This is a genomic window from Streptomyces sp. NBC_00237 (assembly GCF_026342435.1).
Taxonomy (GTDB): Bacteria; Actinomycetota; Actinomycetes; order Streptomycetales; family Streptomycetaceae; genus Streptomyces.
This window is the reverse complement of the sequence record NZ_JAPEMT010000004.1, coordinates 497,212-512,003: the sequence shown is the minus strand read 5'-3', so window position 1 is coordinate 512,003 and position 14,792 is coordinate 497,212. Positions and strand designations below refer to the sequence as shown.

The following is a 14,792-nucleotide window of genomic DNA, read 5'->3' as shown; positions in this document are numbered from 1 at the left end:
GCGAAGGCCCCCGGCGTACGGCGGGCCCGCCACCAGGGAGGTGGCGGGCCCGCCGTGGAGAAGTCGGGGTTCAGGCAGCGAGCGCCCAGGTCGTCACGGAGGCCCGGCCGCAAACCATCGAGTCCTCGCCCCGGTCGCAGGTGGTGGCCTGCCGCTGCCCGCACTCGGCGTGCCGCGCGCAGCGCCGGTCCTGTTGGGGCTCGTCCTTGAGGACGGCCCAGCCGACGACGATACGGGCGGGGTCACCGGGGAATGGCTTTCCGGGCGCCGGACAAGTGCTTCCCGTCACCGTACGAGCCGGGCCCCCAGCCGCGCCTTCGCCTCCGGCCACTCCTCCGCGAGAAGCGAGAAGTACACCGAGTCGCGCCACGTGCCGTCCGGGCGGCGGCGATGGCGGCGCAGAACGCCCTCGCGCTGGGCCCCGAGGCGGGCGATGGCGGCCTGGGAGCGTTCGTTCCTGTGGTCGGTCTTCAGTTGGACGCGCCCCATGCCCAGGTCCTCGAAGGCGTGGCCGAGCAGGAGCAGCTTGCACTCGGTGTTGACCGGGGAGCGCCAGTACGCGCGCCCGTACCAGGTCCAGCCGATCTCCAGCCGCTCGTCCTCCACGGCGATGTCCATGTACGTCGTCCAGCCGACGGCCCTGCCGCTCGCCAGGTGAATCACGGCGAACGGCACGTAGTCCTCCTCGTCCAGCACGGACCGGAGCAGCTCGGCGAGTTCGGCCTCGGTCTGCGGGGCCGGGCCGCCCTGCCAGCGCCACACCTCCTCGTCCCGGCCACCCGCCAGGAAGAGGTCGCCGAGGTGCGCCTCGGTGAGCGGTTCGAGGCGCACGTGGCGGCCGGTGAGCGTGACGGGCAGGGGTGTCTTCGCAGGCATGATCACTAAGGTAACCGCACCGCCGGTCTGCCAACACTGCCAGCGCTACCAGCCCTGTCAGCGCTGTCAGCGCTGTCAGCACCAGCAGCACCACCGGTCACTTCAGACGGCGTACGCGATGGCAGCGGCGTACCCCTCGGGCGCCTCCACGTCGAGGATGCGCCACCCCGGAACGTCCCCGGGTCGAGCCCCGGCCCCGACGTACGTCCCGTCGAGCGGTACGGCGATGCCCGTGCCGGTGCCCTTGAGGTACGCCTCCTTCCGGGTCCAGCACCGCCCGAAGGCGGCAACGCGCGCCCCGTCGTCCCCTCGCAGGGCGGCCAGCTCGGCCCGCTCCCGGGAGTGGAGGGCCGAGGCGACCTCGTCGGCCTGCTTCGCGGACGGCAGCTCTTCGACGTCGGCCCCGACCGCAGTCGCCCCGAAGGCGAGCAGCACGAGATCCCCGCTGTGCGAAAGCGAGAAGTGCAGGCCGGTTCCCGGAAGGGAGGGCCGCCCGTGCGGCTCGGGGCACAACGGGCAGTCCTCCCGCCCGAAGACCAGGGAAGCGGGTTCCTGCCGGAGGTACGCTCCGGCCAGCCGCCGCAGAGCGGCGTGCGCGGCGCGGTACCTCGCCCGGTCCTCTTCCCGCCGGAAGGCGGAGTGCCGCTCCCGCTCGCCGGGATCGAGCAGCTCCAGGGTGCGCTCGGCCTCGGCCTCGTCGTACCCGTCGTACGTGGAGATCCGCAACACCCATACGTCGGGGAGAAGTTCAGGCATCTTCAGCACTTCGGGATACGGCCCGGAGGGCAAGGTGCGGGGCGCTACGAGGGGATCGGACATGGTGGGCCTCGTGGGGTGATTGAGGTGGGCGGGGGCTGGGAGTTGCAGCATCTCATGTGGGGCCGATGGGCCTTGAGGGCCCTCAACAAGCGCACCCCCTCAGCACCCCCCAAGCGCCAGCTCAGCGCCAGCTCGGCGCGTCCGCCCCCCACAGCCCCACCGGCCGGGCCCAGTTCGCCGGGCCGCCCTCGTACGCGACGGGCGGGAGCGCGTGCCCCAGCTTCCCGTACGGAGACTCGCAGGCCGCCATCCAGCGCCCTTCGTCGTGCACGTCGGACGTCGGCGGCTCCGGGCGCAGCCCGTGCATCAGCCAGGAGGCGGTACCGACAAGCGAGAAGCGCAAGTGACGGCCACGCCCCGTCTCCTGACGCTCCGTCAGACCGCGCAGCACACCCGCCGCGATGAGGTATCCCGTGCCGTGGTCCAGCGCCTGCGCGGGCAACGCCCCCGGTCGGCCTCCCTCGCCCGCCCCCTCCCCCTCGATCGCGGCGATCCCGGTCCCCACCTGCACGAGACTGTCGAAGCCCCGCCGCCCTGCCCACGGCCCGGCCCACCCCCACGCACACAACTGCGCCACGATCAGGTCAGGACGCCGTTCGAGCAGCGCCTCCGGGGCGAGGCCGTGCCGGTCCAGGGAGCCTGGCCGGTACGCCGAGAGCACCACGTCCGCCGTCGCCAGCAGTTCCTCGAAGACCTCGCGGTCCCCTGCCGTCCCCAGGTCCAGCAGCGTCGACCGCTTTCCCATCCCCGTATCGGTGTACGTGTCCGCGTCCTCGCGCAGCTGCGGCGCGTCCACCCGCAGCACGTCCGCCCCGAGCAGTGCCAGCGTGCGCCCCGCCACCGGCCCCGCCAGCACCCGGGTCAGGTCCAGGACCCGTACCCCTTCCGCCGGAGCCGACGTCGCGACGGCAGCGGAAGCGGACTCCCCCAACCGCCTCGGGCTCGGACCGCTCCCCTCCGCTTCCCGCACCTCCACCAGCGGAAGCGGAACGTCCGGCGCAGCGGTCGGTGCCGGGGCCAGCGCCACCGCGAGGCCGCCTCCCGCGTAGACGGTCTCCTGTACTTCCCGCGCCTCCCGCGTCGCCAGCTCGGCGGCGAGCACCCCCGCCAGCGCCCGATCGTCGCGCGACCCGTCGCCCGCGATGCCGAGCGTGCTCAGCAGCCGCGCCCGGTGGTGCGGATAGTTCGCATGCGTACGCACCCAACTGTCCGCCGTACGCCAGAACCCTGACAGCGGGGCGAAGTTGATCGGCGCGCGGCCGTCGATGCGGAGGTTGCGCTCGCTGTGGAAGGCGGTGGCCACCGCCCCCTCCGACACCCGCACCTGCGGCAGGTCTCCCCCACCGCGCACGGCCGCCAACTCGGCGGCGGCCAGCGAGGCAGCCCCCACCGTCGCCCGCGCCAACTGCCGCACCGGCAGCTGCGCGGGCAGCACGTCACCCGCCCCCTCGTACGCGACGCGCTCGGCGAGTTCCGGCCGCCCACCCACGGCTGACCAGGCATGAACGGTCGGGGCGTCAAGATCGTCAAGTGTCATGGCACCCAGAATGCACCTCGCCCCACCCCACCGGGAAGTAATTCGTGTGCGCTCTCCCGTGACCAGCAGGAAGAATCGGGGCCATGTGCGCCGCCAGCAGCAAGAGCAGTAGCCAGGGCAGTGGCCCGAGCAGCAACCCGAGCATGAGCCGGAGCAGCGACCCGAGCATGAGCCGGAGCAGTGGCCGGAGCAGCAAGATGCATGCCGACGAGATCGACCTCGATGCCCCGCTCGTGGAACGGCTCGTCTCGAGCCAGTTTCCGCAGTGGGCCGGGCTGCCCGTCGAGCGGGTCCCTTCCTCGGGAACCGAGAACGCGATGTTCCGGCTCGGGGACGACCTGGTCGTACGGTTGCCGCGCATGGCCCGTGCCGTGGAGGCCGTGGTGCTGGAGCAGCGGTGGCTGCCGGAGCTCGCACCACTGCTGCCGGTACGTGTTCCCGAGCCGGTCGGGGCCGGAGCGCCCGGGGAGGGCGTTCCATGGGGCTGGGCGGTGTACAGGTGGCTGGAGGGAAGCAACCCCGTGGTGGGGTCGATCCCCGAACCCGCCCTGCTGGCGAAGGAGTTGGCGGAGTTCGTAATCGCGCTGCGGCGCGTCGAGCCGCATCCCGAGGCTCCGCCGAACTCCCGCGGGGTGCCGCTGGCGACCCGTGACGAGGCCACCCGTGACGCGATCGAGCAGCTGCGGATGGGGCCCGAGGACGTCGACACCGATGCGATCAGCGCCGTATGGGAAGCGGCGCTGGCCCTGCCCGATCCCGCGCCCGTGACGTGCTGGGTGCACGGGGACATCTCGCCCGGCAACGTACTGCTGCGCGACGGACGCCTCTCCGCCGTCATCGACTTCGGCACGGTCGGTGTGGGGGACCCGACGGTCGACCTGCTTCCGGCCTGGAACCTGCTGCCCGCCGAGGCCCGTCCCGCGTACCGCTCCCACCTCGGCGCGGACGACGCGACCTGGGAACGGGGCCGGGCCTGGGCGCTGTCCGTGGCACTGATCCAGCTCCCTTACTACCGCGTCACCAACCCGGCACTGGCCGCCAATTCCCGGCACGTGATCCGGGAGGTTCTGGAGGACCAGGGACTCGACCGGTAGCGACGACGGCCAGCGGCTCAACAGGGACTACCCCTCAGCCACTTGGGCAGGCAGCACGACCGAAGCCGTCCCGTGGCCCCGCGCTGCGAGTTGGGTGGTCACGCGCTCAACCTCACCGCAGTGCATCTCGTCCGGACATGGCTTTACGCCCTGTGCGCCCCCTGCACCCCGTACGTCACGCCCCCCGCCGCTCTCCCCCTCCCCGGCCCCCGCCCGCCGCCCCCGACGAGCGCGTCCAGGAACCGCCCCCTCGACTCCGCGTCCGAGGCGAACCACAGGCTCAGCCGGTGGTCCGCCTCAGGAAGCACCGTCCGTACGTACTCCGCCCGCGAAGCGCCAAGTGCCTCCTCGACGGCCCCGGTGACCTCCGGCGGGATCACCGCGTCGACGGCCGGTGTGGCGAGCACCGCGCGGACGCCTTCGGGCAGCCCCCGGAAGACGTCGAGCGCGGGGGACTTCCGCCAGCTGTCCGGCGTACGGATGATCCCGGTGAAGCCCGCGCCGAACGGCACCGGCCACGCCTCGGCCGCGTACACGGCCGGTGCGCCGAGGCCGATCGCGGCGACCCGTGGCCCGTAGTGCGCGGCCAGGTCGGCGACGGTCTGGCCGCTCATGCTGAAGCCCACGAGGACGAGGGGCACGTCGGCCGGGAGGCAGGCGTCGGCGACGGTACGGGCCTGTTCGAAGCGACGGCGCAGGCTCAGCTCGCCCAAGGCGCCCGAGCTGTCGCCGTGGCCGGAGAAGTCAAAGGCGAGTGCGTGGTGGCCCCGGGCGGCGAGGTGCGCGGCGAGGACGGTGGGGCTCTGTTTGTCGCCGTTGCCCGCGCCGTGGAGGACGAGGGCGGCGAGGGGGGCGGTGGCGGGAACGGTCGGTTCCGCCTTCGCGCAGGACAGGACTTCCCCGTCGCAGACAAGTGTGAAGTGCCGTACGGAGTCGGCCAGTTCGGCCGTGTCCTCGTTCATGCTGCCCCAGCCCCCGCCGACCGCAGGACCGGCCCCAGCGGCTTCGTCCACTGTGCTCGTACGCCCTCCCACGCGTCGGCGCGCTCACGGTTGGAGGCGTGCGCATGACACCGCCGGTCGGCGGAGTCGGTACGGCCTGCCGGATCGTCCTCGTACAGCTCGTCGTACGCCGCCCACGCGCCCGCCGCGTACAGCACCTGCGGCACGCCGCCGACGCGGGCCCGCACGCCCACGCCCCGCCCACCCGAATCGCCGAAGATCATCCCCCCATCCTCCCCGACCGCACCGGCCGAGCAGAACCGGAGGGACTCAAGGGACTGAAGGGACTGAAGAATCCAAGTGAAACCCGGAGCGGTACGCCCCCGGACAGGCGAATGCCCCTCGGCCGGGGGGTGGCCGAGGGGCATTCAGGGCGCTCAGCAGGCTGGGGGGATGTGCCTGCGAGCTCGGGTCGATAGTGCTGGTGCCCCCCTTCCCAGCGGACATGCACCCTCATCCGGAAATCTTTCCGGCCCCCAGCCACCTCACCGCCCCGGCAGCACACACCGCCCATCCAGTCCCAGCACGTGATTGAGCCGCCCGAACGCCAGCCACGCCCCGAGACTCATCGTCAGCTCGACGATCTCCACCTGGCTGTAGGCCCCAGCCATCCGCCCCCAGAAATCCTCGTCCAACCCATGATGATCAAGCGCATACCGATCCGCGTACTCCGCCGCCAACCTCGTCCGCTCGTCGAAGGCATCCGTGGTCCGCCACTCCGCGACCGCCTCCGCGAACCCCTCCTCGACCTTCTCCCCCTCCCTCTCCGTCCGCCAGTCCAGACAGAACAGACACCCGTTCAACTGCGCGATCCGCAACCGCGCCGCCTCGAACTCCCGCAGCCCGAGCGTCGTATGGGCATACACCGCCAGCGAGAAGTTCGCCGCGGCAGGCCCGATCCCGGGAACCATGTCCCCCCACACGTACTCGATGGGGTCCTTGCCCTCCGGAACGTCGATCTCGATGCCGCTCATCCCCAGCTCCTTCCGAGCCGCCCCCGCGCCGGTCGCAAAGGCACATCCAGCGCGTCGTAGATCCCGGCAGGTCTCCCGACCAGCCAGTCAATGGCGTTCACCAGCCGCCCCACCGCCGTGGCGTTCCCGCCCGCCGAACGGTTCTCGTCCTCGTCACTCGCCTCGACCGTGACCTCGATACGGGGCCGCCCCTCGACGATCACCCGGTGCGCGCCAGCCCCGTCGGGCGGCGACGGCCAGTCAGGAGCGCACGACGGATGGATCCGGGTGATGTGCTCGATCACCAGTCGCGGCACACCCCCCACGATCCCCTGCACCTCGAAGCGGACGGCGCCCTGCGTGCCCGCCTCGAACTCGCCCATGGTGCGCGTACTGACGGTCCGCTCCAACGGACGCCTGACCATCGTCTCCCGCACCTCTTCGATCTCGACGCCCAACGCCCTTGCCATGAGCCGGATTTGACCGCCCCACACCATCGTCGGAACGGTCTCCAACATCATCGGCGCCACATAGTCCAGCGGATGCCCCATGCCGATGAGATCGCGGACCGAGTCCGGCTGGTCGTACGTCGAGTAGTCGAAGATCTCCTGGCAGCGGATGACGTCGAGCCTGCTCCCGAGCCCACTGATCAACAACGGCAGCACGTCGTTGCCCCACCCCGGGTCGACCCCGGAGACGAACAACGAGCCACCCCCCTCGGCAACGGCCTCACGGAGGGGCTTGAGGAGTTCGGGCGGGGCGCTCGGCGGGTCGTACAGCGCGTAGAGGGCGGGGGTGACGACCACCGCCCCGGCGCGCAGCGCCCTGGCGACGTCCGCATGGGCGTCGTCGGGGCGCATGTCGCCGGAGGCCGCGTAGACGACCGCGCGGGGCCGGGCGGCCAGCACGGCATCGACGTCGTCGACCGCGCGCACCCCCAACTCCCTTTCGAGTCCGGCGAGTTGACCCGCATCACGCCCGACCTTGGCCGGATCGTGGACCAGTACGGCGGTGAGTTCCAGCTCCGGATGAGCGTCGACGGCGCGGATGGCCGCGCGGCCGACGTTGCCGGTGCCCCAGACGACCGTGGGAATCATGCGGCGGAGGGTAACGCGGGGATGCCGAGGTTCCCATAGCCGCGCACACCCGACCTCAGGGTCTCCCCCGCCCCCCGATCACTCCGTATGCTCACTCCGTATCGATGCCGGAGATGGCGGCAGGCCCCATCGGTGCCGCCTTCTCGTCCAGGCCGACCGAGCGGAGCGCCGCGCCGGCGATCCTGCGGGCTTCGAGCTCGGCCTCCCCGCTGGTGGCGGCCTGCACTTCGAGGCGGATGACGAAGGTGGAGTTCTCCGTGTCGAGCGTGAGCCGGTCGAGGTCCTCGGCCTCACCGAGGGCGGTGTGCCGGGGGTCGGCCGGGCTCAGCTCGCGCAGGAGTGCCGCGTGGGCGTCGGGCGTCAGCTTGTCGAGCAGGGTGCCGGGGAGGGTGACGACGTAGGTGGTCATCCTGAACCCGTACCCGGGCAGCCCGGGATAAATCGGCGGGCCCGGGCACAGGGGCGGGCCCGGGCACAGGGGCGGGCCCGGGCACAGGGGCGGGCCCGGGCACAGGGGCGGGTCCGGTCACAGGGGCGGGTCCGGACACAGGGGCGGGTCCGGACACAGGAGCGGCCCGGTCACAGGCTCGGGCCCGTCCGACACCCCGCTCACCTAGGGCTCCCCCACTCCGCCTCCAGGGCCGCCCGCAGCGCAGCCACCGCCTCCCCGCCGATCCGGGCCGCGAGTTCGCCCTCCAGCCGGGCGAGGACGGCTTCCGCCCTCCGGTGAGTGCGCTCGCCCTCCGCCGTACGCCGGACCAGCCGCTGCCGGGCGGACGCGGGATCGGGGCGCTGTTCGAGCAGCCCGGCCGCGATCAGGCCGTGCACGGCCTGATGGGCGGTCTGCCGGGTGACGCCCATACGCCGGGCCAGCTCCGAGACCGTCGTGCCGTCCTCGTCGAGTACGGCGAACAGCTGGACCTGTGTCGGAGAGACCGACGCGACGCCCGCCTCCTCCAGCGCGGCCAGCAGCCCCTCCTCGAACCAGCGCCGGGCGTCATGGAGCAGGTGAGGGAAGCTGCGGCGGCCGGTGGGGTGCATGGGGCAAATCGTATCCAGGCCCGCACCCGGGCCCGTGCCCAGGCCCGCGCCCGGGACCGCAGCCCGGCTCTTGTCCACGCCGTACGACCGCTTGCCCCTCGCCCAACCTTTATGTCAGGCTGCCTGACGTTTCCGGTGAAGGAAGCTGACCGAAGGGACCTCATGACCATCGAGTACGCCACCCGCTACCGCACCACCTCCCGCATACCCGCCGACCCCACGAAGCCGTACTTCATCGAGAGGGGCGAGGGCGACCGCGCGCACCTCTTCGGCGACCTGATCACCGTCTACGCGGGCGGCGAGCAGACCGAGAACACCTTCAACTTCTTCACCGTGGAGGGCCCGAAGGGCGACATCATCCCGGCGCACGTACACGCCGACACCCATGAGGTCTTCTACGTCACGCAGGGTGCGGTCCGGCTGTTCGTCGAGGACACCGAGGGCATCCAGCAGGAGAAGCTGCTCACGCCGGGCGACTTCGGCTTCGTACCGAAGAACTGCCGACACGCGTACCGCATGGAGCGCCACCACAGCCAGGTCGTCGGCGTCGCGGCCGGCCCCGGCGGCACCTTCGAGCGCTTCTTCGAGACCCTCGGCGCTCCGGCCGACGCGCTGGGACTGCCGCGCGAGCCGGTGATCCCGGAGCCGCACAAGTTCGGCAGCGTGCCGGAGCAGTTCGACGTGCGCTTCCTGCGCGACCACGAGTGGCGGACCAGGTGACGGCAGACCGGATGACGGCGGATCCGGTGACGGCAGGTCCGGTGACGGCGGACCGGGTAACGCCTCCCACGCCTCCCCCATCGGTACGGGACCTGATCGCCGCGCCGCACCCCGATCACGCCCCACTGCCCGAACCCCCCTCCGGCGCAGTGGAGTTGCGCGGCATCCCCTTTGCCGAGGTCCCCGGCAGCCGCCCGCTGGAACTCGACCTCTGGCTCCCCCCTGCCCCGTCGAACCCACCCCCCGCTCCCCTCATCCTGTTCGTCCACGGCGGCGCGTGGCGGCGCGGTCGGCGCGCCGACCTGGGCTTCCGTACGCGCGACTGGTCGCCCGGCCCCTTCGCCCGCATCGCGGCGGCAGGCTTCGCGGTGGCCTGTGTGGACTACCGGCTCAGCGGCGAGGCCGCCTTCCCCGCCCCGCTCGACGACCTGCACGCCGCTCTGCGCTGGCTCACGCTCCGCAGCGAGGAACTGGGCGTCGACACGAACCGGACGGTGGTGTGGGGCGAGTCGGCGGGCGGTCACCTCGCCTCGCTCCTGGCCCTCACCGCTCCTTCCCTGGCGGGGGCGGTCGTCTGGTACGGCCCGAGCGACCTGACCTCCGCACGCGGGCCGTTCACCCCGGAGGACCCCACAACGCCGGAGGCGCTCCTGCTGGGCGCAGCTCCGGCCACGGTTCCGGAACGCGCGACCGAGGCGAGCCCCCTCTCCCGCGTGGGCCCCACCGCGCCGCCGTTCCTCCTCGTCCACGGCGAGGCGGACACCATGGTCGACTGCTCGCACAGCACGTCGCTGGCGTCGGCCCTGCACGGCACGTCCGGCTCCCCAGTCGAACTCCGGACGGTCCCGGACGCCGAGCACGGCTGGCACGGCGTACCTGACGCGACGGTGGAGAGCATCTTCGAGTACTCCCTCCGCTTCGCACACCTTTGTGTGAAGCCAACAAAGCCGACGGATACGAATCGGTAGACCTGAACCGCGCATCCCCAGCGGAACATTGACAGGATCGCCCTACACACACGAAGGGTCTCGCCCGCTGTATGTAGGGAGCGAACAAGACAATGTCGAGGTCAAGGTCGAGGGAGCGCGGAATGAACGACCAGTTGTGCCAGGTGCTGGTGACCGGAATCGGAGCGATGACCCCGCTGGGCCCGGACGCGGCGGCGACCTGGGAAGGCATGCTGGCGGGCCGTTCGGGGGTCCGGGCCCTGACGGAGGACTGGGCCGAGGAGGCTCCCGTACGCATAGCGGCCGGGCTGACCGAGGATCCGGCCGCGCTCCTGCCGCGCACCGAGGCCCGGAAGCTGGACAGGGGCGAGCAGTTGGCGCTGCTCGGCGCGCGGGAGGCGTGGCAGGACGCGGGGTCGCCCGAGGTGGAGCCCGAGCGGCTGGCCGTGGTGATCGGCACCGGGACCGGCGGGGTGCTCACCACGCTCGGGCAGGACGACGTGTTCGAGCGGTCGGGGGCGCGGAGGCTGTCGCCGTTCGCGGTGCCGATGCTGATGCCGAACGGGCCCGCCGCGTGGGTCAGCATGGACCTCGGCGCGAAGGGCGGGGCCCGTACCCCGGTCAGCGCGTGCGCCTCCGGGGCGGAGGCCCTCGCCGTGGGGCTCGACCTGATCCGGGCGGGGCGGGCCGATGTGGTGGTGGCGGGCGGCACCGAGGCGTGCGTGCACCCCTTCACGCTGGCCGCGTTCGCGCAGATGAAAGCGTTGTCGACGCGTTCTGACGACCCCGAGTCGGTGTCCCGGCCCTTCGACGTGGACCGCAGCGGGTTCGTGATGGGCGAGGGCGTGGGCATCGTGGTCCTCGAACGCGCCGGTTTCGCGCGGGCCCGCCGTAACCCCCGTACGTACGGAACCCTGGCGGGCAGCGCGGTGACGTCCAGCGCGCAGCACATCACGGCGTCGGACGCGGACGGTCAGGTCCAGGCGATCGAGGGGGCGTTGCGCGACGCGGACGTACCGCCGTCCGCCGTCGGCCACGTCCACGCGCACGCCACCTCGACCGAGTCCGGGGACCTGGCGGAGGCGGAGGCGGTCCGCCGGGCGGTGGGCACGCACGTGTCGGTGTCGGCGACGAAGTCGATGACGGGCCACATGCTGGGCGCGTCCGGGGCGGTGGGCGCACTGGCGGCACTGCTCGCCCTGCGGAACGGGGTGGCCCCGGCGGTCCGCAACCTCCAGCGCCTCGACCCGCGCGTGGAGTTGGACGTGATCCGGGGCGAGAACAGGAAAGGCCGGTGGGAGTCGGTCCTGTCGAACTCCTTCGGCTTCGGCGGCCACAACGTGAGCCTGGTCTTCACGCGCTGAGTTCCCGGCCGGGTTCTGCGTTCCCGCCAAGCCGCCTGACCTGCGGCGACAGCAGCGCCGCCCCCGCCGCCAGCACCACCAGCGCCGCGCACCCCGCCAACGCCGTCCGCACCCCCAGCGCGTCCGCGACGGGCCCCGCCACGAGCAGCCCCAGCGGCGCGAAGCCCAGCGCCCCGAACCAGCCGTACGAACTGACGCGGGACAGTGCCTCCTCCGGGATCTCCCGCTGCAAGGTGGTGGCCCAGACGACCCCGCCGACGGCCGTGGCCACGCCTGCCCCGCACATGGCGGCGGCGATCGTCCACACCGGGGCCGACAGGGCGAGCAGCGCGATGGGCAGGGTGGCGGGGAAGGAGCACAGCACCGCCACCAGCACGGGCCGGTTCACCCGTACGCGTACCGCCAGAACCGCCCCGCCGACGGTCCCGAGCGCCTGGGCGGCCACGACGAGCGACCAGGCCCGCGCGCCGCCCAACTCCTCCTGTGCGAGCAGCGGACCGAGAACGCCGATGTTGGCGTTGAGCCCTGCGACCACCACGGAGGTGTGGGCGACGACGACCCACAGCCACTGGCGGGAGGCGAACTCCCGCCACCCCTCCTTGAGGTCCTCCCAGCCCGTCGTCGCCTTGGCCCGCCGCCGCCCGGGGATCCGCAAACGTGCCGTGATCACCGCGCTGACGACGAAGGACGCCGCGTTGACGGCCAGTGCCCAACCGGCCCCGAGCCACGCCACGACGACACCGGACACGGCGAGCCCCAGCAACAAGGAGGTGTTCGTGCCGACCCGCAGCAGCCCGTTCGCCTGCTGGAGCCGGTCCGCGGGGACGACCAGCGGAACCAGCCCGTCCATGGCGGGTGCGAACAGGGCGGTCGCGGTCCCGGCCACCACCGCCAGCACGCACATCAGCAGCAGGGGCGCGTGACCGGACAGCACCAGTCCGGCCAGCCCCGCGTAGGCGCTCGCCCCGACCACGTCCGCGACCACCATCAGCCGTGCCCTGGACATCCGGTCCGCGATCACCCCGCCCAGCAGGACGAACACCAACTGCGGCAGCGCCTGGCAGGCCAGCACCAGCGACAACCGCCCCGGGGTGGCTCCGGGCAGCGCCAGCACGGCGAAGCCGAGGGCCACGCGGGCGAAGCCGTTGCCGAGTACGGAGATCGTCCGCGCGGAGGCGAGCAGCAGGAACTGCTCGTCCTTCCAGAGGGCGGACCGTGACGGGGTCGATGAGAGGGGCACGGCGCCGCACTCTATGCGGCTCCCCGGCACGCTCCGGCCCCCGGGGGTGTGCCCCGGTCGGCCCCTCCCGAAAGCCTCGGCTGCCCCCTCCCGCGAACCTCGGCTACCCCCTCCCGAAAGCCTCCGCCATCACCAGCCCCGCCGTCTCCGCCAAGCTGCTGACCGCCGGAACGACCGTCTCCCGGCCACCGCCCAGCAGATCCAACTCCCGGTACCACTCCCGCATCTGCACCTCCCCGTACTCCTTCGCCTGCGGTTTCGTCCCGTGCCGCCGCAGCGTCTCCTCGAACGGCACGTCGAGGTAGTACATGCGCGTCGGCCCGAGGTGGTCACGGCACAGGGCCTCCAGCATCGGGCCGTACCGGTCGGCGTAGAGCATGCCCTCCACGACCGTGTGGAAGCCGTGATCGAGGGCGTACCGAGCGACGGTGTCGATGAGTCCGATGTTCGCCGCACCAGGCACATCGCGTTCGCGCAGCACATCGCGGCGCAGGTTGTCCTGGCCGACGACGGCGAGGCCGCGGCCGTACCGGTGGCGGAGTTCGGCGGCGACGGAGGACTTGCCGGAGGCGGAGTTGCCACGGAGGACGATCAGACGGGTGTCGGCGCTGCCGACGGGGTGCGCGCGGGTCATGCCGGGGACGTTAGGGCATCCCCCGGGCCGGGCCCCGCCCCCTCCACGCAACACCGTACGAAGTCCCGCACGACCTCGTTCCGTTCGTCGCCCGGCGCCCACGCCACCCCCACCCGCGTCGGCCCCACCCCACGCACCGGCCGGTAGACGACGCCGGGCCGGGCGTAGTACCGGGCGGCGGACTCCGGAGCAAGCGCGATCCCGTACCCGTTCGCGATCGCGCTGAGCCACTCGTCGGGCTGATCGACGACCGCGCCGATCCGAACGGCCCGCCCGCCCCGCTCCTCGGTCCCGAGCCAGTGCCCCTGCCAGCCGCCGGTCTCGGGCGGAGCCGCCACGAAGGGCTCGTCCAGAAGCTCCCGGAAGTCGATCGACTCCCGCCCCGCCAAGGGGTGTCCGGAGGCCAGCGCCACCCACCGCGCCTCCGCGAACAACTCCTTGACCCGCCACCGCTCCTCCCCCGGAAACGGCAGCCGTACGAGCGCCACGTCCACTTCCCCTTCCGCGAGCCCGGCACTCGGGTCGGACCACGAGGACTGCCGCATGTCGGCCCGCCACCCGGGCCGCAGCGCGGCGAACGCGGCCACGATCCCCGGCGTCGCCTCGTTCGCGGCACTGGCCAGGAACCCCACACGCAACACCCGCGCCGCCCGGCTCGCCGCACTCCGGGTCGTCCGCAACGCCCGCTCCCAGTCACCGAGCAACGCGGGCGCGGCCCCGGCAAGGGCCCGCCCCGCCTCGGTGAGGGCCATGCCGCTCCGGGAACGTACGAACAGGGACACCCCCACCTGCGCCTCCAACTGCTTCACCTGCTTGGTCAGCGCGGGCTGGGAGACGTACAGCCGCTCCGCGGCCCGGGTGAGGCTGCCTTCTTCGGCGACCGCGACGAAGTAGCGCAGCAGCCGGGTGTCGACGTCGGCCGTACTCACCCTCCGGACCGGAGCGGCCGGAGCGGCCGGAACAGCCGCAGAGCCCGGAGAGCCTTCGCGATCCACCATTCCGCCAGGTTATAGACGCAGGTATTGGACGCCAAGGAGCCGCAGCGGGAGTGTGGTTGGCGAGACACCCCCACCCTCCCCCCTCCCCCGAATCCGGAGGCCCCCGTGTACGCCGCCTACCTCACCGTCGCCCTGCTCACGATCCTCGCCAACGCCTCCGTGGCCGCCACCGACCTCTCCGGAGCGAAGTTCGTCCAGGCCAACGCGGCCGAAGTGCACGTCCCCGCGTCCTGGATCCCCCCGCTCGCCCTCCTCAAGGCGGCGGGCGCACTGGGCCTGCTCCTCGGCCTGCTGGGCCTGCATCCCCTGGGCCTGGCCGCCGCGACCGGCCTCGTCCTCTTCTTCACCGGCGCCCTGATCGCACACGTCAGGGCCCGCGTCTTCCACAACATCGCCTTCCCCGGAACATACTTCGCCCTGTCCGTCGCCACCCTCCTCCTCATGCTCGCCGAGACGACTACCGTCCTGTGA

The 14,792-nt window shown here is 72.5% G+C and carries 18 protein-coding genes; 5 read left to right on the top strand and 13 right to left on the bottom strand.

The features are described from left to right. Positions 1-70: 70 nt before the first annotated feature. The 4 genes from OG897_RS34800 to OG897_RS34785 form a co-directional block, all read right to left on the bottom strand. Positions 71-289, bottom strand: a complete 219-nt coding sequence (locus tag OG897_RS34800; RefSeq protein WP_266663312.1) for a hypothetical protein — start codon at positions 287-289, stop codon at positions 71-73. Further along, positions 286-876, bottom strand: a complete 591-nt coding sequence (locus tag OG897_RS34795) for a GNAT family N-acetyltransferase (protein WP_266663310.1) — start codon at positions 874-876, stop codon at positions 286-288. The genes OG897_RS34800 and OG897_RS34795 overlap by 4 nt, the downstream gene beginning before the upstream one ends. 102 nt (positions 877-978) lie before the next feature. Then, positions 979-1,632 (bottom strand): 4'-phosphopantetheinyl transferase superfamily protein, encoded by a 654-nt coding sequence (locus OG897_RS34790; RefSeq protein WP_266663309.1) that lies wholly within the window; start codon positions 1,630-1,632, stop codon positions 979-981. Positions 1,633-1,816: 184 nt separating this feature from the next. Continuing rightward, the gene (locus OG897_RS34785; protein ID WP_266663307.1) at positions 1,817-3,232 is read right to left on the bottom strand and encodes a CoA transferase; all 1,416 of its coding nucleotides are present in this window, start codon (positions 3,230-3,232) and stop codon (positions 1,817-1,819) included. Between the two features lie 143 nt (positions 3,233-3,375). Here OG897_RS34785 and OG897_RS34780 point away from each other — a divergent pair, with 143 nt between their 5' ends. Beyond that, a complete protein-coding gene (locus OG897_RS34780) occupies positions 3,376-4,326 on the top strand; it encodes an aminoglycoside phosphotransferase family protein (RefSeq protein ID WP_266663306.1) in 951 nt (316 codons plus the stop codon). 143 nt (positions 4,327-4,469) lie between these two features. On the opposite strand, the gene OG897_RS34775 is transcribed toward OG897_RS34780, so the two are convergent. The 6 genes from OG897_RS34775 to OG897_RS34750 form a co-directional block, all read right to left on the bottom strand. Further along, positions 4,470-5,288: an alpha/beta hydrolase gene (locus OG897_RS34775; RefSeq protein ID WP_266663304.1), complete on the bottom strand. Its 819-nt coding sequence runs from the start codon at positions 5,286-5,288 to the stop codon at positions 4,470-4,472. Beyond that, positions 5,285-5,551: a hypothetical protein gene (locus OG897_RS34770; RefSeq protein ID WP_266663302.1), complete on the bottom strand. Its 267-nt coding sequence runs from the start codon at positions 5,549-5,551 to the stop codon at positions 5,285-5,287. Before OG897_RS34770 ends, OG897_RS34775 begins: the two co-directional genes overlap by 4 nt. Before the next feature lie 261 nt (positions 5,552-5,812). Then, on the bottom strand, positions 5,813-6,292 hold the full coding sequence (locus OG897_RS34765) for a carboxymuconolactone decarboxylase family protein (RefSeq protein WP_266663741.1): 480 nt from the start codon (positions 6,290-6,292) through the stop codon (positions 5,813-5,815). A gap of 5 nt (positions 6,293-6,297) precedes the next feature. After that, positions 6,298-7,377, bottom strand: a complete 1,080-nt coding sequence (locus OG897_RS34760; RefSeq protein ID WP_266663300.1) for a dihydrodipicolinate reductase — start codon at positions 7,375-7,377, stop codon at positions 6,298-6,300. 91 nt (positions 7,378-7,468) lie between these two features. After that, entirely contained in the window at positions 7,469-7,786 is a 318-nt protein-coding gene (locus tag OG897_RS34755; protein WP_266663298.1) for a hypothetical protein, read from the bottom strand. Between the two features lie 200 nt (positions 7,787-7,986). Next, positions 7,987-8,418 (bottom strand): MarR family winged helix-turn-helix transcriptional regulator, encoded by a 432-nt coding sequence (locus OG897_RS34750; RefSeq protein ID WP_266663296.1) that lies wholly within the window; start codon positions 8,416-8,418, stop codon positions 7,987-7,989. A gap of 162 nt (positions 8,419-8,580) precedes the next feature. Between OG897_RS34750 and OG897_RS34745 the strand changes: the two genes are divergently transcribed. The 3 genes from OG897_RS34745 (at position 8,581) to OG897_RS34735 (ending at position 11,449) form a co-directional block, all read left to right on the top strand. Further along, positions 8,581-9,138, top strand: a complete 558-nt coding sequence (locus OG897_RS34745; protein ID WP_266663294.1) for a quercetin 2,3-dioxygenase — start codon at positions 8,581-8,583, stop codon at positions 9,136-9,138. Next, entirely contained in the window at positions 9,135-10,106 is a 972-nt protein-coding gene (locus tag OG897_RS34740) for an alpha/beta hydrolase (RefSeq protein WP_266663292.1), read from the top strand. Before OG897_RS34745 ends, OG897_RS34740 begins: the two co-directional genes overlap by 4 nt. A 122-nt stretch (positions 10,107-10,228) precedes the next feature. Then, positions 10,229-11,449, top strand: coding sequence for a beta-ketoacyl synthase (locus tag OG897_RS34735; protein WP_266663290.1), 1,221 nt, complete (start codon positions 10,229-10,231; stop codon positions 11,447-11,449). Here the strand turns inward: OG897_RS34735 and OG897_RS34730 are convergent. The 3 genes from OG897_RS34730 to OG897_RS34720 form a co-directional block, all read right to left on the bottom strand. After that, positions 11,439-12,689 (bottom strand): MFS transporter, encoded by a 1,251-nt coding sequence (locus OG897_RS34730; RefSeq protein ID WP_266663288.1) that lies wholly within the window; start codon positions 12,687-12,689, stop codon positions 11,439-11,441. The genes OG897_RS34735 and OG897_RS34730 overlap by 11 nt on opposite strands. A gap of 103 nt (positions 12,690-12,792) precedes the next feature. Then, positions 12,793-13,323: an AAA family ATPase gene (locus OG897_RS34725; RefSeq protein ID WP_266663286.1), complete on the bottom strand. Its 531-nt coding sequence runs from the start codon at positions 13,321-13,323 to the stop codon at positions 12,793-12,795. Then, complete coding sequence (locus tag OG897_RS34720; RefSeq protein ID WP_266663284.1) at positions 13,320-14,252, bottom strand: LysR family transcriptional regulator; 933 nt, start codon at positions 14,250-14,252, stop codon at positions 13,320-13,322. Before OG897_RS34720 ends, OG897_RS34725 begins: the two co-directional genes overlap by 4 nt. Positions 14,253-14,426: 174 nt before the next feature. On the opposite strand from OG897_RS34720, the gene OG897_RS34715 reads away from it, so the two are divergent. Beyond that, complete coding sequence (locus OG897_RS34715) at positions 14,427-14,792, top strand: DoxX family protein (protein ID WP_266663283.1); 366 nt, start codon at positions 14,427-14,429, stop codon at positions 14,790-14,792.